Here is a 24,982-nt window from a genome sequence, read left to right on the forward strand (position 1 = left end):
GTTATTTATTTATTAGATAAATTACGTCTTCGCCTTCGTTTTCCCTCCAGTGAACCTTTACCTTTTCCTCATTAATGGCATCTACCTGTCTTCCTCTATAATTCGGTTGAATGGGCAAATGCCTGCTAAACCTCCGATCTATTAATGTTAAAAGCTCAATTTCCGAAGGTCTACCAAAAGATTGAATGGCGGTTAGGGCTGCCCTGATACTACGTCCTGTATACAATACATCATCAACGAATACCACCTTTCTATCCTCAACCAGAAAGTCTATTTTGGTTTTATTAGCTTCCAGGGGCTTTTCTCCCCTTCTAAAATCATCACGATAAAAAGTAATATCCAGAAAACCTAGGTCTACGTGTTTTACTCCGTATTCCTCCTTTAAAATTTTGGTAAGTCTTTGAGCAACGAAAGTGCCCCTCGGCTGTATTCCTACTAAAGCCGTATCCTTAAAATCAAGGTGATTTTCCAATAACTGACAGGCCAAACGATGAAGTATGATATTGATTTCCTTTTCGGAAAGAAGTACTTTTTGACCCATAGTGCCCTATTGGATTAGCTGAACAAAAATAGGGAATTCTAGTTAAAATTGACAATGTTTGTTCAAGACCGAAACCATTACTTATAAACCGTTTAAAATGCGACTTTTATCTTCAATCACCAAGGTTTAGATATAAAAAAAGCCCTACCGAATAAACGGTAGGGCCTTGAAATATATTCAACAAAAGCTTATTTCTTACCGGCTTCCATTTTATCTTTCAATGCTTGAAGCGCTTCATTGGCATCTCCTAAAGTAGGTTTAGCCTCATCAGCCGCAGCAGCAGCTTTTTTCTGAGCCGCTTTAATGTTACGCTGCTCTTCTTCACGGAAGATAGCAGTGTGACTAGCAACTACACGCTTAAAGTCTTTATTGAACTCAATGATTCTGAATTCGGCCTCTTCACCTTTAGAAAGTTTAGAACCGTCTTCTTTCTCCATATGACGTTGAGGAACAAATGCAGTAATATCCTCATTGAACTCAATGGTAGCACCTTTATCAACTACGTCTGTAATAGCCGCCTTGTGAACGGTACCTTCAGCAAATTCTTGCTCGTACTTGTCCCAAGGGTTCTCCGTAGTTTGCTTATGGCCCAAGCTTAGCTTACGACCTTCCACATCCAACTCAAGAACTTCAACTTCCATAGTATCACCAACATTTACAAACTCAGATGGATGCTTGATTTTCTTAGTCCAAGAAAGATCGGAGATATAGATCAACCCGTCAATTCCTTCTTCCATTTCTACAAACACACCAAAGTTGGTAAAGTTTCTAACAATACCTTTATGTCTTGAACCAACAGGGTATTTAGAAGTAATATCCGTCCATGGGTCTGGAGTCAATTGCTTGATACCAAGAGACATCTTACGATCTTCTCTATCCAAAGTAAGAACAACCGCTTCTACCTCATCACCAACGTTAACAAAATCCTGTGCTGAACGTAAGTGAGTAGACCAAGACATTTCAGATACGTGGATCAATCCTTCAACTCCTTCAACAACTTCAATGAACGCACCGTAATCTGCAATTACAACTACCTTACCTTTAACTTTATCTCCAATTTTGATATCGTCGCTAAGAGCATCCCAAGGATGTTTCTCCAATTGCTTCATACCTAACTGGATACGAGACTTGTTCTCATCAAAGTCAAGGATAACCACATTGATTTTCTGATCAAGTTCCACAACTTCGTTCGGATGGTTGATACGGCTCCAAGAAAGGTCGGTAATGTGTACCAATCCATCAACACCACCAAGATCAACAAAGACACCGTAAGAAGTAATGTTTTTAACAACACCTTCCAATACTTGTCCTTTTTCAAGTTGGCTAATGATTTCTTTCTTCTGCTCTTCAATATCAGCCTCGATAAGTGCTTTGTGGGAAACAACAACGTTTTTGAATTCGTGGTTGATTTTAACCACTTTGAATTCCATAGTTTTTCCAACGTACTGATCGTAATCCCTGATCGGTTTTACATCAATTTGTGAACCAGGCAAGAACGCTTCAATACCAAATACATCTACGATCATACCACCTTTGGTTCTGCACTTAACAAAACCACTTACGATTTCTTCTTTATCGTGGGCCGCATTAACACGATCCCAAGCCATAATGGTTCTGGCCTTTCTGTGCGAAAGAACCAACTGGCCACTCTTGTCTTCACGAATATCGATCAAGACCTCTACCTTGTCACCCACCTTTAAATCTGGGTTATACCTAAACTCGTTCAAGGAGATAACACCTTCAGACTTGGCATTAATGTCAATGATCGCTTCACGATCGGTCAAGTAAACTACCTTTCCTTCCACCACTTCTTCATCTGCGGTATCCACAAAGTTTTCGGCAACTAGCTTTTCAAACTCTTCCAATTTAGAGTCATCAACGCGCTCAATTCCCTCTTCATACTTCTCCCAGTCAAAGTTTTCCAAAAATTCTTTTGGGTCTTGCTTAGGAGTTTCTTGTGGTGCTGCGGCAGTTTCTTCTACCTCAACTGTGTTTTTTTCTTCAGCCATGTGCTGATTTAAATTTGTATTCTACGATGAGCCAAGAGTTAAACAATTCTCGCAGAAGATGTTATAAGTTTGTTTTTCCAAATACCTTTTCCTCTTGATTTCTTTGCAAAAAAGGTGTGCAAAAATAAGGCTTTATCTTCACTTCACCAAGCTTATTTTTAGAGGTTTGGGGATAATTTTAGAATTTTAAGGATTTTGGTGCCCGATACAACAAATATACCTATCTTGAACAATGAATTATTAACCACTAATAAAACTCAAAATCATGAGCGTAAAAGCAAAATATCAACCTGTTTTAGACCTTGGCGAAGAATTAGGAATCAAAGACGGTGATGTACGGGTAGAAGGTGATGTCTTAAAGGTAAAAGGCGAAGCTGCAACCCAATACGAAAAGAACCTTCTTTGGGACAAAATAAAGGAAATAGGTGGTGAAAGCCCTAGCGATATTATGGCTAACATTACCGTAGGCGATACCTCCGTTTATGCAAGACACACCGTGAAAAGTGGGGAATCCCTAAGTAAGATTGCCAAAAGATATTATGGCGACCCTATGAAATACAAGCAAATTTTTGATGCAAATACCAATATCCTTAAAAACCCAGATGTTATTCATCCTGACCAAGAATTGGTTATTCCCAACCTATAATCCTTAGAACAAAGGGATAAAAAAGGTCTTCAATTGAAGACCTTTTTTTATTGTACTTTTTCCAGGCACCTGAGTGCAATGCTATGTAAACGTTCAAACTGTTCCACCAAGCCCATATCACTGTTATCAAACTCTATGGCATCTTCCGCTTTTCTTAAGGGCGAAAATTCACGGTTGGAGTCGATAAAATCGCGTTTCTGAACATTCTCCAACACTTCTTCATAGCTCACTCGGTCACCCCTATCCAACAACTCCTTATATCTACGTGTAGCACGAGCTTGGGGAGAAGCGGTCATAAAAACCTTTAGTTCCGCATCCGGAAAAACAACGGTACCAATATCCCTACCGTCCATTACAATACCTTTTTCCCTGCCCAAGGCTTTCTGCATTTCAACGAGTTTGTGGCGTACTTGCTCCACTTCTGCCACCCTACTTACAAATTGGGACACCTGAAGCGTACGAATTTCCTTTTCCACATTCTCACCATTCAAGTAAATTTCGGAAAAACCTAACTCCTCATTAGGCACAAAGTTCAACTTAATGGATGGCAATAATTTCACCAACGCCCCTAAATCCTCCATTCCATCCGAAATAAAGCCATTTTGCATGGCAAACAGGGTTACTGCCCTGTACATGGCTCCTGTATCTATATATTTATAGTTGAGGGCCTTTGCCAATTGCTTGGCAAGCGTACTTTTTCCAGTGGATGAATAACCGTCTATGGCTATGGCTATTTTCTGCATTAGAGCGTTTTGGCGTTCTTCACTTTCTGTGCGGTGATAGCTATATCTATAACCTCATGCATATCACTCACGTAATGAAATTTAAGACCCTTAAGATACTCTTTTTTAATTTCTAGAATGTCCTTTTCATTATCCTTGCAAAGAATGATTTCCTTGATTCTAGCTCTTTTGGCTGCCAATATTTTTTCTTTGATTCCACCAACTGGAAGCACTTTGCCCCTCAAGGTAATTTCTCCCGTCATGGCAATACTTTTCTTTACTTTCTTTTGGGTGAACAAAGAAACCAAGGAAGTTAACATGGTGATACCGGCACTTGGTCCGTCTTTAGGTGTTGCCCCTTCGGGAACGTGGATATGAACATTGTATTTCTCAAAAACCCCAAAATCAATACCAAACCTATCTGCATTGGATTTTATATATTCCAAGGCGATGGTGGCCGATTCCTTCATTACTTTACCCAGATTTCCGGTAATGTTCAATCCGCCTTTACCTTTGGATAAGATGGATTCAATAAATAAAATATCACCTCCAACACTGGTCCATGCCAGACCGGTCACTACACCGGCAACATCGTTGTTTTCGTATTTATCCCTTTCCAATCGTGCAGGACCCAATACTTTTTCAACGATTTCATTGGAAACCTTAATATCGTATTCCTCTTCGGTAGCAATGTTGGTGGCCGCATAACGAACCATTTTGGCAATTTGCTTCTCCAAACTACGCACCCCGGATTCCCGGGTATAGCCTTCAACGATTTTTTCCAATTGCGGTTTTCCAATTCTCAAATCCTTAGATGAAAGTCCGTGTTCTTTTAATTGTTTAGGAAGCAAGTGTCGTTTGGCAATTTCAACTTTCTCTTCAATCGTATAGCCCGTCACATTGATAATTTCCATTCGGTCCCTCAAGGCCGGTTGAATCGTACTCAAATTATTGGCGGTAGCAATGAACATTACTTTGGAAAGGTCATAGCCCATTTCCAAGAAATTATCATAGAACTCCCCGTTTTGTTCGGGGTCCAAAACTTCCAACATAGCAGAAGATGGGTCCCCTTGATGACTACTTGAAAGCTTGTCGATTTCATCCAAAATAAATACAGGATTGGAAGTACCAGCTTTTTTCAGGCTCTGAACGATTCTTCCGGGCATGGCACCTATATAAGTCTTTCTGTGACCTCTTATTTCTGCTTCATCCCGTAAACCACCAAGTGACATACGAACATATTCCCTGCCCAAAGCCTCTGCAACTGATTTACCCAAGGAGGTTTTACCAACCCCTGGAGGCCCGTACAAGCAAAGAATAGGAGACTTCATATCATTCCTCAATTTCAGAACGGCTAGGTATTCTATGATTCGCTTCTTAACGTCTTCCAGTCCGTAGTGGTCACGGTCCAATATTTTTTGCGCACGTTTTAAATCGAACTTATCCTTGGAAAATTCGTTCCAAGGCAAATCAAGAAATAAATCAAGGTAATTTCTTTGAATGGAATATTCGGCCACCTGCGGGTTCATACGCTGCATTTTGGCGAGTTCCTTCTCAAAGTGTTCACCTACTTTTTTGCTCCATTTCTTTTTCTTGGCCTTTTCACGCATTTCCAACAATTCATCATCATGGGAAACTCCACCCAATTCTTCTTGAATGGTTTTCATCTGCTGATGGAGGAAATATTCGCGTTGCTGCTGGTCCAAATCATTACGAACCTTGGTCTGAATATCATTTTTGAGCTCCAGTTTCTGAAGTTCAAGATTCATGTATTTTAAGGTAGCAAGAGCTCTTTCCCTCAAACTACCGATTTCCAATAATTCCTGCTTCTCCTTGACATCTAAATTAAGATTGGAGGATACAAAATTGATTAGAAAAGAGTTGCTCTGAATATTTTTAATGGCAAAGGAGGCCTCACTTGGAATATTTGGGTTATCCCTGATTATCTTTAAGGCCAATTCCTTAATGGATTCAATAATGGCCAAAAATTCTTGACTGTGCTGATCTTCCCTATCTTCAGTAACCTCCCTAACCGTGGCCGTCATGTAAGGTTTCTCGGTAAGTACTTCGGCTATTTCAAAGCGCTTTTTCCCTTGAAGGATTACGGTAGTATTCCCATCGGGCATTTTTAAGACCCTAAGAATTCTAGCTACCGTACCTAAAACGTTAATATCAGCAGGTTTTGGATTTTCAGTCGCCTCATCTTTTTGGGCAACTACCCCGATTACTTTTGAACCATTGTTGGCGTCCTTTATTAAATTGATAGAAGTGTCCCTACCAGCTGTTATTGGGATAACAACCCCGGGAAAAAGCACCGTATTTTTCAAAGGTAAAATAGGTAAGGTTTCCGGCAGTACCTCATTGTTCATTTCCTCCTCATCTTCGGGTGTCAAAAGTGGTATTAACTCTGCATCTTCATCTATACCGTGAAGCGACATATTGTCAAAATTTGAAAATTTAGAATCTCCCATAATATCATTTCCGGTCATTCTGTCATTAGCTGAACAGAAATCCCAATTCATTCAATTGTTCCTAATCCTTGAAAAGCCCTGTGTAGATAACATTTCGCATAAACGGGGGCTTTATTGCACCTGCCTAAGGACAATTGTTGTGCCACATATTTTATAAGGAAACAAAAATTTCTTTATCCAAACTGTAACAATCCATAACTTGTTTCATCTATAAAACAAACATCCACTTTTTGAGCCACAAAAGGGAACATATTGATTCGTTATTACAAGAGTGCCTTAAAGGCAGGCCAAGTGCACAGTTAGAAGTGTACAACCGCTATTACAAAGCTATGTACAATACTGCTTTGAGAATAGTGAAACAAAGAGACGAAGCCGAAGATATTATGCAAGAATCGTTTCTGAACGCGTTTACGAAACTGCAGACATTTAAGGGGGAGGTAGCATTTGGAGCTTGGCTAAAGCGCATTGTAATCAACAACAGTATTTACCATTACAAAAAGCAAAAAAAAAAGAAAGAGGTTGCACTTGAAGATGTATTGTACAGGGTTGAAGACAGCAATGATGTTGCCCTTGATTCTCATGGAATAACGGAACTGAAGGCTCAAAAAGTGATGGAAACCATGAAAGGACTAAAGGACAATTATCGTGTTTCTTTGACCCTACATCTTATTGAAGGGTATGATTATGAAGAAATAAGCGAAATCTTGAACATAAGTTATGCCAATTGCAGAACTACCATTTCAAGAGCAAAGGAAAGTCTTAGGAAAAAATTGATCTGTGCTTGATATGAAAAAAGATGAACTAGACATACTGTTTGAAAATCTACAAGGAGAATTTGATGTTGAGAATCCTTCTAGAGAGCATGAAAAAAGGTTTTTGGAAAAACTAAGTTCTCATCAAAGAACTATTCCAATAAAAGCCAAAAGGACTAATTGGTGGAAACCTTTTAGTATAGCAGCTTGCATTTTGCTTGTTGGCATCTTCACCTTTTTGAATTTAACTAGCAGTAGCTCAATTGATGAGCAAGTAGCGGAAATTTCCCCGGAAGTTTCAAAAACGGAATTCTATTTTGCTAGTTTGATCGAAGAGCAGCTTACCGAGTTAAAAAATGCCAGTTCACCCGAAACCAAACAATTGGTTGATGACGCCATGAACCAACTCACTAAGCTAGAGCACGACTATAAAGGTCTTGAGCAAGATTTGGTCAACGGCGGGAACAGCAAATTGATCCTTAGTGCCATGATCACCAACTTTCAAACAAGAATAGATTTGTTGCAAGATGTTCTCGCAAGAATTGAAAGCATTAAAAAACCAGAAAATTACGATGATGAAAATAGTACTATTTAAAAAGTTGACATTCCTTTTATTACTATTGCCTTTTCTAGGGTTGGCACATAACGGTAAATTCAAAGGAAAATACACCAAGGAAAAAACCATTAAAAAGGAGTTCAATGTAAATGCGGATGCCCTTCTAAAAGTGAACAACAGTTACGGTAACCTCAACTTGGTCTCTTGGAACGAAAACCGAATGGTAATTGAGGTACATATCAAGACCAATGGCAGTAATGAAGAAAAAGTAGCCCAAAGACTTAAAGAGATTACGGTAGATTTTGAAAATTCTCCCAATGAAGTTTCGGCCCGAACGAATTTCAACAACAACAATAGTAGCTGGGGATGGAGCTGGGGAAAGAAGAACAATGTCAACATGCAAGTGAATTACACCATTAAACTACCCGTAAAGGCAAATATCAACCTCGATAATGACTACGGTGGCATAATCATAGACCGTGTTGATGGGCACGCTAAAATTAGCTGTGATTACGGAAGGCTGGATATAGGCGAGCTCCGCGGCAGAAACAATCAATTAAGTTTCGATTATACTTCCAACTCCAGTATCGAATACATGAACAGTGGTAAGATTTCGGCTGATTATTCCGGATTTAAAATTGAAAAGGCTGGGAATTTGATCATAAGTGCAGATTATACCAATTCCGCTGTTGGGAGTATGAAAAACCTTGAATATGACAGCGACTATGGCAAAATTGAAGTAGATGAGGCCCACAATATTTACGGCCGTGGAGATTATATAAACGTTCAATTAGGCACTATACATGGCAATGTTGATATTTCTGCGGATTATGGTACATTAAAACTAGAAAAAATGGCCTCCGATGCAGGTAACATGTTAATTAATAGTGATTATACAAGTCTAAAAATTGGTTATGACCCTAACTATCATTTTAATTTTGAAATCAAAACTTCCTATGCCGGGGTAAAGGGAAAAGATGACTTTGAAATAATGATCAGCGAAGAAAAAAACAATAATAACTACTACAAGGGCCATTACGGTAACTCGAATACCTCCAATTCCATATCAATTAATAGTTCTTATGGAGGAATATCATTCTACAAAAACTAAGAAATCAATCAACATCTTTAAAAAGAAATAACAACAATCATCATGAAAAAAACAATTACATTTTTATTATTCGCCACGCTAAGCATTTCCGTTCATTCTCAATGGGGAAAAACCATAAAGGGAAATGGAGCTATGACCACTGATAACAGAAGTGTAGGAGACTATGAGTCTATAGGCGTTTCCGGCTGGTTTGATGTTGAACTGGTAAGCGGTGAAGAAGGTAAATTAGAGCTCAAGGGAGAATCCAATCTTTTGGAACATGTAGTTACTAGCGTATCCAACGGCAAATTATCCATAAAAGTAGAAAAAGGATATAACCTTAAACCTTCTAAAATGAGTGGTGGGATTAGTATTATTGTTCCCGTGGAAAGTATAGATGCTGTTGCACTTTCCGGTTCTGGTGATATTGTTGGTAAAACAACCATTAAAACAACAGATTTTAAGACCAGTATGAGCGGATCCGGTGATATCAGTTTAGATATTCAAGCCGAGTCTATTTCTGCGGCCATGTCCGGTTCCGGTGACATCGTTTTGAGCGGAAGAACTGGCGATTTTGATGCCACTATCTCCGGTTCAGGTGATATTAAGGCCTACGACTTGGAGGCCGATCATGTAGAAGCCACCATTTCAGGTTCCGCAGACATCAAGATTACGGTAAACGAATCTTTAAAAGCTAGGGTTTCCGGTTCGGGAGATATCAGTTACAAGGGAAATCCAAAAAAAGTGGATACCAAAACCTCCGGCTCGGGAGATATCACGAAAGCATAAAAGAAATTACATCAAAAAGCGAAAATCAGTCAACCAACAAGCCTCTTTAATTAGAGGCTTTTTTATTTACCCTCGTCAACAATAGCAAACCCACAAAAAAGAAAATACCGAAAAAAATAATGGAACCTCTAATACTTCCGGTTACTTGAGCGACATATCCGTAACAAGCCATTCCAATGACAATGCCAATTTTTTCAGAGACATCGTAAAAACTAAAATAAGAGGTGGTGTCTATAGCATCACCGGGCAGAAGCTTTGAATAGGTTGATCTGGACAATGCCTGAATTCCCCCCATCACCAGACCAACAACGGCAGCAGTTATATAAAACTCCATAGGTGTGGTTATGAAGTACGCGAATACACAAATGATGATCCAAATCAGATTAAGAACCATTAAAGTTTTAATGTTTCCAAATTTCCCGGAAGCTCTAGAGGTTAAAAAAGCCCCTAAAATGGCCACAATTTGAATCAATAAAATACTTACAATGAGTCCTGTAGTAGAGTTGGTTTCGCCCCAATCCAATTCTTCAATACCAAAATACGTAGCAATAAGCATTATTGTCTGCACGGCCATGCTGTAAACGAAAAACGCGCCCAAATATCTTTTAAGAGGTATATTCAATTTAATTTTTTGCCATATGGACTTTAGCTCCCTAAAACCATTGAATAATAGATCTTTTGTGAAAGATTCTTTCTTATTCCCTTTTGGAAGATGGTAATAAGTATATTGGCTAAAACCTATCCACCACAATCCCGTTAGTATAAAGGAGAGCCTGGTGGGCAGTCCTTCATCTTTAAAACCAAAGGTTTCATAGCCCAAAATCATCACCAAGCAAATAACAAGTAAAATGACACTGCCTATATAACCGAGCGAATAGCCTTTAGCACTGATAGAATCTTGCTGCTCGGGAAAAGCGATATCCGGTAGATAAGAATTATAGAAAACGATACTTCCCCAAAACCCTATCAACGCCAAAAAATAACATAGGAGCCCAAACCATAGAAAATCCATATTGAACCAAAACAGCCCAATGCAAGAAACAGCTCCCAGGTAGCAAAAGAATTTCATAAAGACTTTCTTGTTCCCCACATAATCCGCAATTCCGGAAAGTAGAGGACTCAAAAAAGAAACAACCAAAAATGCCGCGGCCGTTACATAACTAATAAGGGTATCATTGTTGAAGTCGGTTCCCAAAAATTGAACGCGGTCACTTATGACCTTACCGTCCGCATCCTTCACCAAGGTCAAAGCCCCGTAAAATATAGGAAAGACGGCAGAGGAAATTACTAAGTTATAGACGGAATTGGCCCAGTCGTAAAACGCCCAGGCGTTGAGTAGTTTATTACTGCCTTTGACAGCTATTGTTTTTCCCATAATCACATAAAAAAACCGTTCCTAAAGGGAACGGTTTTAAATATACATTATTCAATGCAATCACTCAAAAGAGGTGACTCCAAATTTTTTGGCCTCTGCTCTTGCCAATGGCGCCCACTGTGTTAAATTAGCAATTCGCGTATCATTGGAAGGGTGCGTACTCATAAATTCCGGCGGGGCCTGGCCACCGCTATTGGCTTTCATTCTTTTCCAAAGTTCAGCGGCTTCATCCGGATTGTATCCGGCAATTGCCATGATCTGCAGCCCTATTCTGTCAGCTTCGGTTTCGTGGCTTCTACTAAACGGTAGCATCACCCCTACCTGGGAACCAACGCCGTAGGCCTGATTGAATATATTTCTTTTCTGTGGATCTTGAATGGCCACATTACCGGCAACAGCACCAAGTTGCTGTAACGTACCGGCACTCATTCGCTGGGCTCCGTGATCTGCCAATGCATGGGCAACCTCGTGACCCATTACTACTGCTACCCCCGTCTCATTTTGTGTGATGGGTAGAATACCCGTATAAAAAACAATTTTACCGCCTGGCATACACCAAGCATTTACAGTTTCATCTTTTACCAAATTATATTCCCATTTATAATCCTTTAAATAGCCGGCATAGCCATTGGCGGTCAACCATCTTTCCGCAGCGGAAGAAATACGCTGGCCTACCTTGGTAATCATCTTTGCTTCGGAGGAATTCTCTATTACATTATTCTCCGTTAAGAATTGGTCATACTGGGCAAATGCCATGGGAAAAATTTGACTGTTCGGATAAAAGTTCAATACCTTTTTACCCGTAAACGGATTGGTCTTACAAGCTGCCACTCCTAGAAATACAGCAAGTGCTAAAATTAATTTTTTCATAATGGTGGTGTTTATTTACAAGTACAAAGTAAACTAAATATCAACTTTCCGTTATTCGTAATTGCGTAAATTCTTTGCTCACTTGAATGCTGCCCTCTTCTGCAGACCATACCTCCTCAAGATCAACTTCTTCATTATCTACCTCAATACATTTAACCTCAAACGGAAGCCCATGTAAGATTATTTTAAATGTCTCATAACTGGTTACAAAGCCTCCATCTTTAAATTGCTGTATGGTCAACTCCTTGTCCTTGCCCAACAATTTAAAGTTCCGAAGACTATACTTCCCATTTTCATAATCATAACCGTCATTAGCATCCTCATAAATGGTAGAAGTCTCATCCCCTATTTTAAAGTAAACCTCTAAAACAAGTTGTTCAATCTCTAATTCCCCTACATATTGTTGAACAGGATATTTAGGTACAATCGCTCCTTCCTTCACGAATAATGGCATACTGTCCAATTCTGCGGCCACCCATTTTTCCTTTCCTCCTTCAACAATCTCATCGTTCCAATAATTGTACCAATTACCTCGCGGTATATACATTCGCCTTCCTTGGGCGTTAGGTTCTTGAACCGGACAAACCAAAATCTGTTCCCCAAAAATAAACTCATCGGTTCTAAAATGGGTTTGCATATCTTCTTGATCAAAACAGACAATGGGTTGTATAATGGGTTTTCCTTCCTTGGAATAACGCCAGAACATGGTATAGAGATAAGGCAACAATTGATAGCGTAGTTCTATAAACTTTCTAACAATATTTGTAATCTCTGTTCCAAAAGACCAAGGTTCCTGATCTCCGTGATCCCCGCTGGAGTGAACCCTGCAGAAGGGATGAAAAACTCCCAATTGAACCCATCTAGCAAACAATTCACCACTGGGTTGCTCGGCAAACCCCCCTATATCCGATCCTACAAAAGAGTAACCGCTCATACACATGCGCTGTACCTGTACGTTGGCTATCCAAAGGTGCTCCCAAGTAGCCACATTGTCTCCTGTCCAAGTAGAAGAAAAACGTTGGGTCCCCGCAAAAGCGGCACGGGTTATTACCATGGGCCTTTTGGGATAAACATACTTCTTAACTCCGTTATAGGTAGCCCTTACCATCTGCATACCATATATATTATGGGCCTTTCTATGACTACAGGGATGGCCATCATAATCATGGCGGGTATCCAAAGGTGCCGTTTTGGTAGGGACCTCCATTACCGCAGGCTCGTTCATATCATTCCAGACAGCATGTACCCCAATTTCGGTCATAAGCTCCTTATATAGTTCTGCCCACCATTCCCTTACTTCTGGATTGGTGAAGTCTGGAAAGTGACACTCACCAGGCCAAACCTTGCCCTTCATATACGGACCATCTGCCCTTTTACAGAAATAGTCATTTTCCATGGCCTCTTGGTAAACCCAATAATCCTTATCGATTTTGATACCCGGGTCGATCATGGCAACGGTTTTAAAGCCGTCTTTCTTAAGGTCCTTGATCATTTTTTTGGGATCTGGAAATTTATTTTTATCCCATGTAAAGCACCTAAAACCATCCATATAATCAATATCCAAATAGATGGCATCACAAGGAATTTTTAAATCTCTAAACTGTTTTGCTATGTCTTTGACATTACTTTCCGGAAAGTAGCTCCATTTGGATTGATGATAACCTAAAGCCCAAAGTGGTGGTAATTCTGGTACTCCCGTGATGTTGGAATAGGCCCTTACTACTTTGAACATTTCAGGCCCATAGAAAAAATAATAGTTCATTTCACCGCCATCTGCCCAGAAGCTTGTGGTATTCCTTCTCTCATGGGCAAAATCAAATTGGGTTCTAAAACTATTATCAAAGAATATTCCGTAGGCCTGTCCACTATGCAGACCTACATAAAAAGGTATTGCCTTATAAAGTGGGTCTTGATCTTTTCCAAAAGCATACTGATCCATGACCCAGTTATTTACCCGTTTTCCTTTCAGATTGCTATGGCTGGCCTTATCACCCATGCCATAAAAACTTTCTGTTGCCTGGGTCATTTTGCTCATCTTCACGGTATTACCACCGTATTCATAGTTTTCCTCCCAATGAAAACCAAGCTCATCCTCATTGATGATGGTTCCGTTTAAATCGGATATTTGCTTCCTTAATGTTTTTTTATCTACCAAAATCTGAAGTTTGGCAGTTTCTATAATGTATTCCGTTTCGGTCTCCAATACCTGAATATGGTTGTACCCACGTTTGGCATCTGGATCAATGGCATATGAAAAATCTGGCTGAAAATTGTTTTCAGTAGCGTACCTGAATCTAATTGTCCTATCCTGAATAACCGTTACCTCCAGAATAACACCGTTATCGGTAGTGAAGTAAAACTTATCCTTATCCCTTATATAATCTACAATCTGATTAGGGTAAAGATTACCTTTATATTCTAATTCTGTATTAGTTATCATGTGGATTCTTTTATAAGCCCTACAAAAAAAAGACTTTGCCGCCTATTTACGAAATGAATTATTCCTTGACCAACAACAAAAAGGTTGTATGCCGATATTATTTATTTAAAAACAACAATACTCAAGGGAGGAATATTCATTTCTATGGATTGCTCCCTACCGTGCCAAGGTTTTTTCTTAATGGTGGATATATTACTTTGCATTCCAGAGCCACCATATATTTTGTCATCACTATTTAAAATTTCTTTGAATTTCCCTGAAGTTTTAACTACCCCAACCCTATAGTTCTCCCTGGGTACTGGCGTAAAGTTACAGGCAATATATATATCATCCTTGGTATCATGGCCTCTGCGGATATACGTAAGGACAGAATTTTCATGATCACCGTAATCGATCCATTGAAAACCATCGGGGCTAAACTGTTTTTCAAACAGTGCCGGCTCCTTCTTATAAATTGTATTTAATTTCTTGATTAACTCTTGAATTCCGGAATGCACTTCATACTGCGTAAGGTGCCATTCCAAACTTGTTTGAAAGTTCCATTCATTGGTCTGGCCAAATTCACCTCCCATAAAAATAAGGTTGGTACCCGGGTGCGTGAACATATAGCCAAACATTAGCCTAAGGTTGGCAAAACGCTGCCATTCATCACCGGGCATTCTATATACCAAGGAATTTTTACCGTACACCACTTCATCATGTGAAAAAGGCAACATAAAATTCTCGGTAAAAGCATAGGTCATACTAAAAGTAAGATCGTTTTGATGGTGCTTTCTGTAAACGGGTTCCTTTTTAAAATACTCCAAAGTATCATGCATCCAACCCATCATCCACTTCATTCCAAAACCAAGTCCGCCATACATTACAGGCTTGGAAACCCCGGAAAAGGCGGTTGATTCCTCTGCAATGGTCTGTACATCCGGATAATTCCCATATACCGTTTCATTAAATTCCCGAATAAAGGAAAGCGCCTCCAAATTTTCATTGTTACCGTACATATTGGGTTCCCACTCTCCCTCTTCCCTGGAATAATCCAAATAGAGCATGCTTGCAACAGCATCTACCCGCAGACCGTCTGCATGGTATTGATCTAACCAGAATAGGGCATTACTGATCAAGAAAGCGCGAACTTCGTTTCTTCCGTAATTAAAAATTAAACTTTTCCAATCTGGGTGGTAGCCCCTTCTCCTATCTGGGTGTTCATACAAATGGGATCCATCAAAAAAGCCCAGACCATGCGCATCTTCGGGAAAATGTGATGGTACCCAGTCCAAAATAACGCCAATACCTGCTTGATGAAATTTGTCTACCAAGAGCTTAAATCCTTCAGGATCACCAAAACGGGAGGTGGGAGCAAAATAACCTGTTAACTGATACCCCCATGAAGGATCGTACGGATATTCCATTATGGGCATAAATTCTACATGGGTAAAGCCCATTTCCTTTACATAGCTAACCAAATCTTTTGAAAGTTCCTCATAGGTAAGAAATTCTCCCTTATCGTTTTTTTTCCAGGAGCCTAGATGTACTTCATATACTGAATAAGGGGTATCCAAGGAATTTTTGGATTTTCTGTTATCCATCCAGTCCTTATCGCCCCAGTTATACTCTTTTTTCCAAATAACAGAGGCCGTTTTTGGAGGCTGCTCACTATATCTTGAAAAAGGATCTGCCTTTTCGGTAACAGCTCCGTGGTTATTACTGTATATTTTATATTTATAAATTTCGCCTACACCTACTTCAGGTACAAAACCTTCCCAAATACCGCTGGAATCCCACCTTACATTCAACAAATGTTGGTTATCATCCCAACCGTTAAAATTACCAATTACGGACACGGATCTAGCAGAAGGGGCCCACACGGCAAAATAGGTTCCTTTAACTCCATTTAATTCCATTGGGTGCGATCCCAATTTTTCATAAAGACGGTAATGCTTTCCAGATTTGAACAAATCAATATCAAAATCTGAAAAAAGACTAAAAACGGTTACATGCGGCATAGTGTTCCGGTATTATTTAATGTTTAGGGTAAATCTACATAACTTTATTAAAAACAAATGAGCTAAATTTTCAATTCCATTTAGCTAATTGTCAATTAAGATTTTTCATAAGATAGTAATTAAGTAGATATTTTTAACATTACACGTCTTATTGAGCTACAATTAAGCAAATTCGCAAGAAAAATTAATTATTCCTTAGTATTCAACCTATTTGGAACACTTTTTGAATTGGGGAGAATATTAAACATAAAAATCCAATACAATGAAAAAATTCAACTTTATCATAGGTGCTTTTTTGGCATTAGTTATAGTAGCATGTGAAGGGCCGGCAGGACCTCCAGGTAGAGACGGTCTAAATGGACTCGATGGGTTGGATGGTGCCCAATTTGAGGCTGCTGCTTTTGAAATTGAAGTTGACCTGGCCACCAACTTGGATGCCAACAGATATGAATATTTTAGCCAATACCCTTCGGATATAACGCTTTTACCGGATGACGTTATACTCATGTACCGATTGGAGGAAATTATTGACGGTGCCGATGTGTGGAGGCAATTACCGCAACCTTTCTTTGCAGATGAGGGTCTTCTTTACTACAATTTTGATTTTACCCAAGGTGATTACACCGTTCTGCTAGAGCCGGAATTTGATTTAGCGGCCGTTCCTACTGATTTAACGGATAATCAAATTTTTAGGATTGTTATTATTCCTTCCGATTTAGGAACCGCGATGGATATGGACCAAAACAATATTAATTCTGTAATGAGCTCTCTAGGGATTCAAGAAGCGGATATTAAGAAAGTCCATTAAGATATCAATATTCAATTACTATCACCCTGCTATTGGCAGGGTTATTTTTTTGAACCTTTTTCAAAGAATTCCGTAAATTAAGGAAATGATTTTTTTGAAAGGATAGATGTTAGTTTTCGTCTAATTCCTAAAAAGAAAATTGAAAAAGAAATATATGATGTACAAAAATTTGCTATTTGTAGTGGCCCTTGCGTTTATTAGCTGTAACGGTGTTTCTCAAAAGAAGGAAATGGCACAGAAAGCCAATGACCAAAAAAAGGAATTTGCCGTTACTAAAACAGAAGAAGAATGGCGTAAGGAACTTACCGAGGAAGAATTTTATGTGTTGCGCAAAGCTGCCACAGAAAATCCGTTCACAAGTGAGTTATTGGAAAACAAGGAAAAAGGTACTTATGTATGTGCGGGCTGTGGCACCCCTTTGTTCAAAAGTGAAACAAAGTTTAAATCAGGCACGGGCTGGCCAAGTTTTTATCAAGAAATTGAAGGGAATGTGGCCTATGACGTAGATTATAAAATTGGCTACAAAAGAACCGAAGAACATTGTGCCACCTGCGGTGGCCATTTAGGTCATGTTTTTGAAGACGGACCCAAGCCAACCGGTTTAAGACATTGTATAAACGGTATTGCTTTAGATTTTGTCCCTGAGAGCAAATAAGAAACACTGGTGGATTTCACAACCAATTATTTAAAGAGTTCCAAATTTGAATTTCAACGTTACAAAATACTGGGCGACAGGAGTTTTGAGCAATTGACCTTTGAGCAAATTCGCTGGCAGCCAAGTGTTCATGATAATAGTATAGCCCTCATTGTAAAACATATGGTGGGGAATATGCTAAGTAGGTGGACCAACTTTTTAAAAGAAGATGGAGAAAAAAGCTGGCGACATAGGGAAAATGAATTTCAAGCCCCTTATGAGAACAGAAGGGAATTTCTAGCAGCTTGGGAGGAAGGTTGGAGCTGTTTGTTTAATGCTCTGGATTCCGTAAACACTGAGAATTTTGATGCTCCCGTTTTTATACGCTCAGAACATCACACAATTACCGAAGCTATCAATAGACAATTGGCCCATTATGCAAATCATGTGGGTCAGATTGTTTATTTGAGTAAAATGATAAAAGGGGAGGATTGGATTTCCCCTTCTATTCCGAAGGGAGGATCCATAGAATTCAACAAAAAGAAATTTGGTTCCTAAACCCGTCCAAACAAGGTTATTACTCAGCATTTTTTACGAAATTTATAGGCTGCATCAACAGCAGTTTAAATATTCTGTTATATCTCAACGGACTAGGCCCATCTCCTCGATTTAATTGTTGAGAATTACTTACTTTTGCACCTCCTTACTACAAGGAGGAACTTCAAATTTTAGAAAAGCAAAAACGAAAAAAATATGAGCAATTTCGATGTAATTGTTTTGGGCAGTGGACCCGGAGGATATGTAACCGCCATTAGAGCTTCCCAATTAGGTTTTAAAACAGCCATAATCGAGAAAGAAAATTTAGGGGGTGTTTGCCTTAATTGGGGTTGTATACCAACTAAAGCCTTATTAAAATCTGCTCAGGTTTTTCAATATTTACAACATGCCGAGGATTACGGACTGAAAGCGGAAGGTGTTGATAAAGATTTTGATTCCGTTATAAAAAGAAGCCGAGGCGTTGCTGATGGCATGAGCAAAGGTGTTCAATTCTTGATGAAGAAAAACAAGATTGAAGTGATCAACGGTTACGGAACCCTTAAACCAAAGAAAAAAGTTTCGGTTAAGGACGAATCCGGTAAAGAAACCGAATATAGCGCAGAGCATATTATCATTGCTACCGGGGCAAGAAGCCGCGAGCTTCCCAGTCTTCCTCAAGATGGGAAGAAAATAATAGGTTACCGTGAGGCCATGAGCCTTAAAGAACAACCTAAAAGTATGATTGTAGTGGGTAGTGGAGCCATTGGTATTGAATTTGCCTATTTCTACAACAGTATGGGTACTGAGGTTACCGTAGTGGAGTACTTGCCCAATATAGTTCCTGTAGAGGACGAGGAGGTTTCCAAGCAATTGGAGCGTAGCTTTAAGAAAGCGGGGGTTAAAATAAAAACTTCTGCAGAAGTTACTTCTGTTGACACCTCCGGAGATGGGGTAAAGGCTACTGTTAAAACCGCTAAGGGAGAAGAGGTATTGGAAGCGGATATTGTTCTTTCTGCCGTTGGTATTAAATCCAATATTGAAAATATAGGTTTGGAAGATGTAGGTATTTCTACTGACCGTGATAAAATTTTAGTCAATGATTACTACCAGACCAATATACCGGGTTATTATGCCATTGGCGATGTAACTCCTGGCCAAGCCTTGGCGCACGTTGCGTCCGCAGAAGGTATTCTTTGTGTGGAAAAATTAGCGGGTATGCATGTGGAGCCGTTGGATTACGGAAATATTCCCGGCTGTACCTATTGTATGCCAGAGGTTGCCTCTGTTGGCCTAACTGAAAAACAGGCCAAGGAAAAAGGCCTGGATATTAAAGTAGGTAAATTTCCATTCTCTGCCAGTGGTAAAGCAAAGGCCTCTGGAAACTCAGATGGTTTCGTAAAAGTTATTTTTGATGCGAAATATGGCGAATGGTTAGGCTGTCATATGATCGGTAACGGAGTTACAGATATGATTGCTGAAGCCGTGGTAGCGAGAAAATTGGAAACCACCGGTCATGAAATCTTAAAGGCGGTACACCCGCACCCTACCATGAGTGAAGCCGTTATGGAGGCCGTAGCTGCCGCTTATGACGAAGTAATTCACTTATAAAACATATGCCCCGAGCAAGTTTTCCCTGCTCGGGGCTTACATTTTTTTCTTATGTTCAAATTGTTTAGGCTTACGGCCATATTGGAAGGCATATCCTATCTGGCCCTTTTTGCGGTAACCATGCCCTTAAAATATATGGCAGATTTGCCTATGCCCAACAAGTACGTTGGCTATGCCCACGGTGTTTTGTTCATTGCCTATATAATTCTGGCCATCATTTTCTGGTTCGAAAAAAAATGGAGTATTAAAAAAGGCATCATACTTTTGGTAGCCTCTCTCCTACCTTTCGCCACATTTTACGTGGATAGTCGGTATTTAAAAACTGTCGAAGCCTAAGGTTTACCTAAAATGTCTTGCAGATAGGAAGGTATAAACATAGGCCAATGTAATGGTAGACCACTTTTCTTCATTTACATCAATGGAAGTATAGGAAAAATTAACTTCGGACTGGGGACCTACCTGAAATCCTAATTGAGGTCTTATGTAAAGTCCGCCATCATTTCCTTCATTAAGTCCAAAGGCTTGCCCCACATCACCTCCAAAAGAGAATTTTTTGCCCGGCCATATTCTAAAGGAAGCAGCCAATGGTGCAAATTGATAACTGGGTAGATCTTCCAATATGGTCCCTTCCCTATATTCTTCGGCAAAACCATGGATAATTCCTGCTTTAATTCCAAGATCGAAGGTTTTGTTAGGAGCCCACATATAGCCTAAATCACCACCAACTACCACTCCAATTCGCTCATTGAAATCGCCGGTTGGGAGGCCCGCCTGTAATCCTAATTTAAATCCTTCTTGTGCCGAAGCTGAATGAATGGCAATTACGCCCATCAGCATAAATAAAAATCGCTTAAACATTTAACATTTCTTTTAAAGTAGGAAATGAAAAACGGATAAATTTTAAATGAAGTATGTAAAATGGCCAAAATTCGATGGAAAACCGATTTTTTCAATGGCTTTTACCATCCAATAAGGGTAAAAAAGAAGATTATTAATCCGCTAGAAAACTCTTAATGGCCAGTTCATAGCTTTGAAGTCCAAAGCCCAAAATAACACCTTTTGCTCCGGGAGATATATAGGATACGTGCCTGTATTCTTCTCGTTTATGCGTATTACTGATATGTACTTCTACCACGGGCGTGGATACGGCCTTTACGGCATCGCCCAAACCTACGGAAGTGTGCGTATAAGCCGCCGCATTTAAAATAATACCATCATAGGAAAAACCGGTTTCCTGAATTTTTCCAATAAGCTCCCCTTCAATATTGGACTGGAAATATTCTAGTTGAACCGCCTTAAATTTAAACTGAAGATCTGCAAAGAAGTCTTCAAAGGTTTTATTACCGTAAACTTCCGGCTCCCTTTTACCAAGCAGATTTAGATTGGGACCATTTATAATAATCAATTTCATGTATGCGGATTTTACCCTACTAGTAAGGACTTCTTCAAAAGTAACTTAATAAAGTGAAATGGACTTGCAGGGTTTAAAAAAAGTAACTGCCACCAAGAGAAAACACCCCGTTTCTTACCTTGGTAATATCTAGCACCTTGCCCAATCCAAATCCAAAACGCATTTGGAAATAAATGTTGTCGTTCATGCGGTATCCACCTCCAAAATTAAGACCTACATCCATTTTTTTGGTGTCCTGGCCTTGTAAATCCTCTTCCCAGTTATCCGTAAGTAAAAAGCCTATCTGAGGGCCAAATTCAACGGCTACCTCCTCAATTATATGAAACTTACCCATCAAAGGCAGGGTTAGGTACGTGAGGTTGACGTTAGAAGGGCCAATATCCGCTCCAACCAAGGAAATCAAAAGCTCTGGCTGTAAATACAGATCATCCATAAACATAGGAATCTCTGCAATCCCGCCCGCATAAAACCCGAGCCTTTGAGAAACACCGCTTACATCCTCACCCATCCATGTAGCCACATGTAATCCTGCCTTTCCTCCAATTTTCACATCACCAAACCCACCTCCAGAAGGTCCCGTTCCCTGAAAAACGGTTTGCGCGTTGATAGCGATTGAAAAAAACAGAAAAACTAAAATAAAGGGGGAGCAATTAACTCTCATAAGAAATGTGTTAATGGTTATCTATCTCAAATATAGAAAACTTTGGAATGTTGCACCCATAAAATAAGCTTCATGAAAAGGGAGCTGTAAGCACTCCTCAAATTAAAATCCTGTTTTTTACCTTTACTTAATGAAATGGCAACAAGCGCTTTTGGACTTTAAGCACTATTTGAAGATAGAGCGGGGCTTATCCAATAATTCCATAAAAAATTACCTATGGGATATGGAAAAGCTGGTTGGGTTTTTAGATAAAAATGAAATAACGGATACCCCGGTTGGTATAAAAAAAGAGGTTATTCAACAATTTGTTTATGAAATAGCCAAAACCATGAACCCTAGGTCCCAGGCACGGATTATTTCTGGATTAAAAAGTTTTTTTAATTACCTGGTGTTTGAGGATTATAGGGAAGACAATCCACTAGACCTTATAGAGTCTCCCAAAATAGGGAGAAAACTTCCAGACACCCTTTCGGAGGAAGAAATTAACGACATTATTGGCGAGATAGATTTGTCCAAAGCCGAAGGCGAACGAAATAGAGCCATGTTAGAAACTCTTTATGGCTGTGGCCTAAGGGTTACCGAACTAGTGAACCTAAGGATTTCCGACCTTTTCTTTGATGAGGGTTTCATTAAAGTAACCGGAAAGGGAGATAAAGAACGTTTTGTGCCTATTAGCGAATACAACCAAAAATATATTACCATTTACCTAAATGAAGTGCGGGTACACCAGAAAGTGCAAAAAGGGTTTGAGGACATACTTTTTCTTAACCGCAGAGGCAAACAATTGACCCGGGCAATGATTTTTACTATCATTAAAGACCTTTCCATTAAAATAGGATTAAAAAAGAAGATAAGTCCGCATACGTTTAGACATTCCTTTGCGACCCATTTATTGGAAAATGGGGCCGACCTTAGGGCCATACAACAAATGCTGGGGCACGAAAGCATCACAACCACGGAAGTTTATGTACATGTAGACCGCACCCATCTTACCGAGGTACTCCATAAATTTCATCCCCGAAGTTAAAAGCTTAAACGGCCACCCAGGGAAAGTACACTGTTTTTGCCATTATTGGTTCTTTGTCCAAAATAAGGAAGTTTGGAGTTGTTCAATTGTTGGTTGGTCTTCACTTCGATCATAAAACCTTCCTTGGCCTCATATCCCATTCCTCCAATATAGTCCAACCGGGGTTTATATGCCTTATCCAAAAGAAAATCTTGATCTTGAGGGTTTCGGGTATTGCCCATTTTAAAATCATATTCTACACCGGAAAAAAGATAAAAATTCGTATTAAAATATTGCTTAACCATTATGGGCAATCTAAATCGCTCCTGATGCACATACCTATCATGGTGGCCTTGTACCTCAAAAGCGGTAGAGTTGGAAATCAGATAGCCCACCCGAAACCATGCATGCCTTTCATTGAATAAAAAATCAGGATAAGCGTGACCATCTAAATACAAACGATCTGTTAAGAGAGTGTCCTCGTTTTGCCCAAATAACTTCTTCATAGGCATCGCAAACAAAATCAAGATCAAAACCAAGCTACCTACTTTCATAAATGGAAATTCCTTACCACTTTAAAGGTAAGTAGGAATCGCGGCAAAAAAATGGCTTTTGCTTTTATTTAACGATAAAAAGCATCCTATGTATTACTCTTTAAAACGGGAATAATCGCGTTGATATGGCCTTATAATCAATCTGGCCTCGCGATCAAAACGAACATAATTATACACCCAGTTCACGAAGACAATCATTCTATTTCTAAAACCGATGAGAAAGAACAAGTGTACAAACATCCAAACAAACCAGGCAAAAACACCCTGGAACTTATAATTCTTAAGGTCCACTACGGCTTTATTTCTACCTACGGTTGCCATACTTCCCTTATCCTTATAAATAAAAGGCTCCATTTTCTTCCCCTCTAAAAGTCGGACTAAGTTATCTCCAAGATGCCTTCCTTGTTGAATGGCTGGTTGCGCCATCATAGGATGTCCTCTGGGCGTATCCTCTTTCGCCATACAGGCAATATCACCAATGGCATATATATTTTCATAACCTTGTACTTGGTTGTACTCATTTACCTGCAAACGATTGCCTGGCTTAAGAATTTCCTGGGCATCCAGTCCTTTTATGGAAACGGCTTTTACCCCTGCGGCCCAAACCAAGGTGGCGGCCTCAAACTCCAAATCTGTTTTTGTGGTTACCTTTTTGCCATCATAACTAGTAACCCGAGTGTTCTTCCATATTTGTACGCCCAGGCTTTCTAAAAAATCCTCGGCCTTTTTAGAAGCGTTCTCACTCATTTCCTTTAGTATCCTATCCCCGGACTGAATAAGGTTTATTTGCGCCCTACGGGTATCCAAATCCGGATAATCCTTGGGCAAGATTCCTTTTTTTATTTCGGCCAAAGCCCCAGCCAATTCAACGCCCGTAGGTCCTCCACCCACTATCACAAAATTCATAAGGGCATCACGTTCGTGAAGGTTATCCGTAAGCAGTGCTTGCTCAAAATTCTCCAAAATCATACTCCTCAAATTCAATGATTGAGGAATGGATTTCATGGCCATACCGTTTTTTTCAATTTCGGTATTCCCAAAAAAATTGGTCTCAGAGCCTGCTGCAATAACCAAATGGTCATAAGAAAGACTTCCAATATTGGTAATAATTTTTTGATCGCTTGTTTGAACCTGCTGTATTTCGGCCATCCGAAAGAAAAAATTGGGATAGTCCTGCAGAATTTTTCTTATGGGGTAGGCAATACTGTCCGGTTCCAGCCCTCCGGTAGATACCTGATATAACAAAGGTTGAAAAGTATGGTAGTTGTTTTTATCCAGAAGTACCACTTGTACCTCTTTGCCGCTCAGCTTTTTTGCCAAAGCCACGCCCGCAAAACCACCACCTACAATAACTACTCTTGGAAAACTACTTTTGGGGATGTTCAAAGCATCGGTATCGCTCATAAATTTCTGTCTATTGCTTCAAAATTAAACATTACAACCTAAGAACATACATTTGATAAAACATAAATGAACATTCGATAATTTGTACAACGATAAAT

The 24,982-nt window shown here is 39.6% G+C and carries 24 protein-coding genes; 11 read left to right on the forward strand and 13 right to left on the reverse strand.

Annotation, left to right across the window (positions count from 1 at the left end; all coding sequences use genetic code 11):
• Position 1: 1 nt before the first annotated feature.
• On the reverse strand, positions 2-541 hold the full coding sequence (gene pyrR / locus IL355_RS12025; protein ID WP_192462366.1) for a bifunctional pyr operon transcriptional regulator/uracil phosphoribosyltransferase PyrR: 540 nt from the start codon (positions 539-541) through the stop codon (positions 2-4).
• Between the two features lie 188 nt (positions 542-729).
• Positions 730-2,550 (reverse strand): 30S ribosomal protein S1, encoded by a 1,821-nt coding sequence (gene rpsA / locus IL355_RS12030; protein ID WP_187458966.1) that lies wholly within the window; start codon positions 2,548-2,550, stop codon positions 730-732.
• A 265-nt stretch (positions 2,551-2,815) separates the two neighbouring features.
• Here rpsA and IL355_RS12035 point away from each other — a divergent pair, with 265 nt between their 5' ends.
• Complete coding sequence (locus IL355_RS12035; RefSeq protein ID WP_192462367.1) at positions 2,816-3,196, forward strand: LysM peptidoglycan-binding domain-containing protein; 381 nt, start codon at positions 2,816-2,818, stop codon at positions 3,194-3,196.
• A gap of 47 nt (positions 3,197-3,243) precedes the next feature.
• On the opposite strand, the gene cmk is transcribed toward IL355_RS12035, so the two are convergent.
• Together cmk and lon are read right to left on the reverse strand one after the other, a co-directional pair.
• Positions 3,244-3,939, reverse strand: a complete 696-nt coding sequence (cmk, locus tag IL355_RS12040; protein WP_192462368.1) for a (d)CMP kinase — start codon at positions 3,937-3,939, stop codon at positions 3,244-3,246.
• Positions 3,939-6,389, reverse strand: coding sequence for an endopeptidase La (lon, locus tag IL355_RS12045; RefSeq protein ID WP_192462484.1), 2,451 nt, complete (start codon positions 6,387-6,389; stop codon positions 3,939-3,941). The genes cmk and lon overlap by 1 nt, the downstream gene beginning before the upstream one ends.
• A 230-nt stretch (positions 6,390-6,619) precedes the next feature.
• On the opposite strand from lon, the gene IL355_RS12050 reads away from it, so the two are divergent.
• The 4 genes from IL355_RS12050 to IL355_RS12065 are packed head-to-tail and all read left to right on the forward strand — an operon-like array spanning position 6,620 to position 9,576.
• Positions 6,620-7,174, forward strand: coding sequence for an RNA polymerase sigma factor (locus tag IL355_RS12050; protein WP_192462369.1), 555 nt, complete (start codon positions 6,620-6,622; stop codon positions 7,172-7,174).
• 1 nt (position 7,175) lies between these two features.
• Positions 7,176-7,736 carry a hypothetical protein gene (locus IL355_RS12055; protein WP_192462370.1) on the forward strand — a complete coding sequence of 187 codons (561 nt, stop codon included), beginning with the start codon at positions 7,176-7,178 and terminating at the stop codon, positions 7,734-7,736.
• Positions 7,717-8,808, forward strand: coding sequence for a hypothetical protein (locus IL355_RS12060; protein ID WP_192462485.1), 1,092 nt, complete (start codon positions 7,717-7,719; stop codon positions 8,806-8,808). The genes IL355_RS12055 and IL355_RS12060 overlap by 20 nt, the downstream gene beginning before the upstream one ends.
• A 42-nt stretch (positions 8,809-8,850) precedes the next feature.
• Positions 8,851-9,576, forward strand: coding sequence for a head GIN domain-containing protein (locus tag IL355_RS12065; RefSeq protein WP_192462371.1), 726 nt, complete (start codon positions 8,851-8,853; stop codon positions 9,574-9,576).
• Positions 9,577-9,622: 46 nt separating this feature from the next.
• Here IL355_RS12065 and IL355_RS12070 read toward each other — a convergent pair whose 3' ends face one another.
• From IL355_RS12070 to glgB, 4 genes are all read right to left on the reverse strand, one after another.
• The gene (locus IL355_RS12070) at positions 9,623-10,951 is read right to left on the reverse strand and encodes an MFS transporter (protein WP_192462372.1); all 1,329 of its coding nucleotides are present in this window, start codon (positions 10,949-10,951) and stop codon (positions 9,623-9,625) included.
• Between the two features lie 60 nt (positions 10,952-11,011).
• Positions 11,012-11,821 carry a M48 family metallopeptidase gene (locus IL355_RS12075; protein WP_192462373.1) on the reverse strand — a complete coding sequence of 270 codons (810 nt, stop codon included), beginning with the start codon at positions 11,819-11,821 and terminating at the stop codon, positions 11,012-11,014.
• 40 nt (positions 11,822-11,861) lie between these two features.
• Positions 11,862-14,261, reverse strand: coding sequence for a glycoside hydrolase family 31 protein (locus IL355_RS12080; RefSeq protein ID WP_192462374.1), 2,400 nt, complete (start codon positions 14,259-14,261; stop codon positions 11,862-11,864).
• Positions 14,262-14,362: 101 nt separating this feature from the next.
• A complete protein-coding gene (glgB, locus tag IL355_RS12085; RefSeq protein WP_192462375.1) occupies positions 14,363-16,261 on the reverse strand; it encodes a 1,4-alpha-glucan branching protein GlgB in 1,899 nt (632 codons plus the stop codon).
• 262 nt (positions 16,262-16,523) lie between these two features.
• Here glgB and IL355_RS12090 point away from each other — a divergent pair, with 262 nt between their 5' ends.
• The 5 genes from IL355_RS12090 (at position 16,524) to IL355_RS12110 (ending at position 20,184) form a co-directional block, all read left to right on the forward strand.
• A complete protein-coding gene (locus IL355_RS12090; RefSeq protein WP_192462376.1) occupies positions 16,524-17,069 on the forward strand; it encodes a collagen-like protein in 546 nt (181 codons plus the stop codon).
• Between the two features lie 157 nt (positions 17,070-17,226).
• Positions 17,227-17,724, forward strand: a complete 498-nt coding sequence (msrB, locus tag IL355_RS12095; RefSeq protein ID WP_192462486.1) for a peptide-methionine (R)-S-oxide reductase MsrB — start codon at positions 17,227-17,229, stop codon at positions 17,722-17,724.
• A 9-nt stretch (positions 17,725-17,733) separates the two neighbouring features.
• Complete coding sequence (locus tag IL355_RS12100; RefSeq protein WP_192462377.1) at positions 17,734-18,261, forward strand: DUF1572 family protein; 528 nt, start codon at positions 17,734-17,736, stop codon at positions 18,259-18,261.
• A 195-nt stretch (positions 18,262-18,456) separates the two neighbouring features.
• Positions 18,457-19,848, forward strand: a complete 1,392-nt coding sequence (gene lpdA / locus IL355_RS12105; RefSeq protein ID WP_192462378.1) for a dihydrolipoyl dehydrogenase — start codon at positions 18,457-18,459, stop codon at positions 19,846-19,848.
• Between the two features lie 51 nt (positions 19,849-19,899).
• Entirely contained in the window at positions 19,900-20,184 is a 285-nt protein-coding gene (locus tag IL355_RS12110; RefSeq protein WP_192462379.1) for a DUF3817 domain-containing protein, read from the forward strand.
• A 3-nt stretch (positions 20,185-20,187) separates the two neighbouring features.
• Here IL355_RS12110 and IL355_RS12115 read toward each other — a convergent pair whose 3' ends face one another.
• From IL355_RS12115 to IL355_RS12125, 3 genes are all read right to left on the reverse strand, one after another.
• Entirely contained in the window at positions 20,188-20,706 is a 519-nt protein-coding gene (locus IL355_RS12115) for an outer membrane beta-barrel protein (protein WP_225621221.1), read from the reverse strand.
• 133 nt (positions 20,707-20,839) lie between these two features.
• Entirely contained in the window at positions 20,840-21,259 is a 420-nt protein-coding gene (gene aroQ / locus IL355_RS12120; RefSeq protein ID WP_192462380.1) for a type II 3-dehydroquinate dehydratase, read from the reverse strand.
• Positions 21,260-21,332: 73 nt separating this feature from the next.
• Complete coding sequence (locus IL355_RS12125; RefSeq protein WP_192462381.1) at positions 21,333-21,920, reverse strand: porin family protein; 588 nt, start codon at positions 21,918-21,920, stop codon at positions 21,333-21,335.
• A 130-nt stretch (positions 21,921-22,050) separates the two neighbouring features.
• Here IL355_RS12125 and xerD point away from each other — a divergent pair, with 130 nt between their 5' ends.
• The gene (gene xerD / locus IL355_RS12130) at positions 22,051-22,947 is read left to right on the forward strand and encodes a site-specific tyrosine recombinase XerD (RefSeq protein ID WP_192462382.1); all 897 of its coding nucleotides are present in this window, start codon (positions 22,051-22,053) and stop codon (positions 22,945-22,947) included.
• On the opposite strand, the gene IL355_RS12135 is transcribed toward xerD, so the two are convergent.
• On the reverse strand, positions 22,944-23,432 hold the full coding sequence (locus tag IL355_RS12135; protein ID WP_192462383.1) for a hypothetical protein: 489 nt from the start codon (positions 23,430-23,432) through the stop codon (positions 22,944-22,946). The genes xerD and IL355_RS12135 overlap by 4 nt on opposite strands.
• A gap of 141 nt (positions 23,433-23,573) precedes the next feature.
• Entirely contained in the window at positions 23,574-24,866 is a 1,293-nt protein-coding gene (locus tag IL355_RS12140; RefSeq protein WP_192462488.1) for an NAD(P)/FAD-dependent oxidoreductase, read from the reverse strand.
• Positions 24,867-24,982: the final 116 nt, after the last annotated feature.

It is taken from the genome of Euzebyella saccharophila, from assembly GCF_014855495.1.
Taxonomy (GTDB): Bacteria; Bacteroidota; Bacteroidia; order Flavobacteriales; family Flavobacteriaceae; genus Euzebyella; species Euzebyella saccharophila.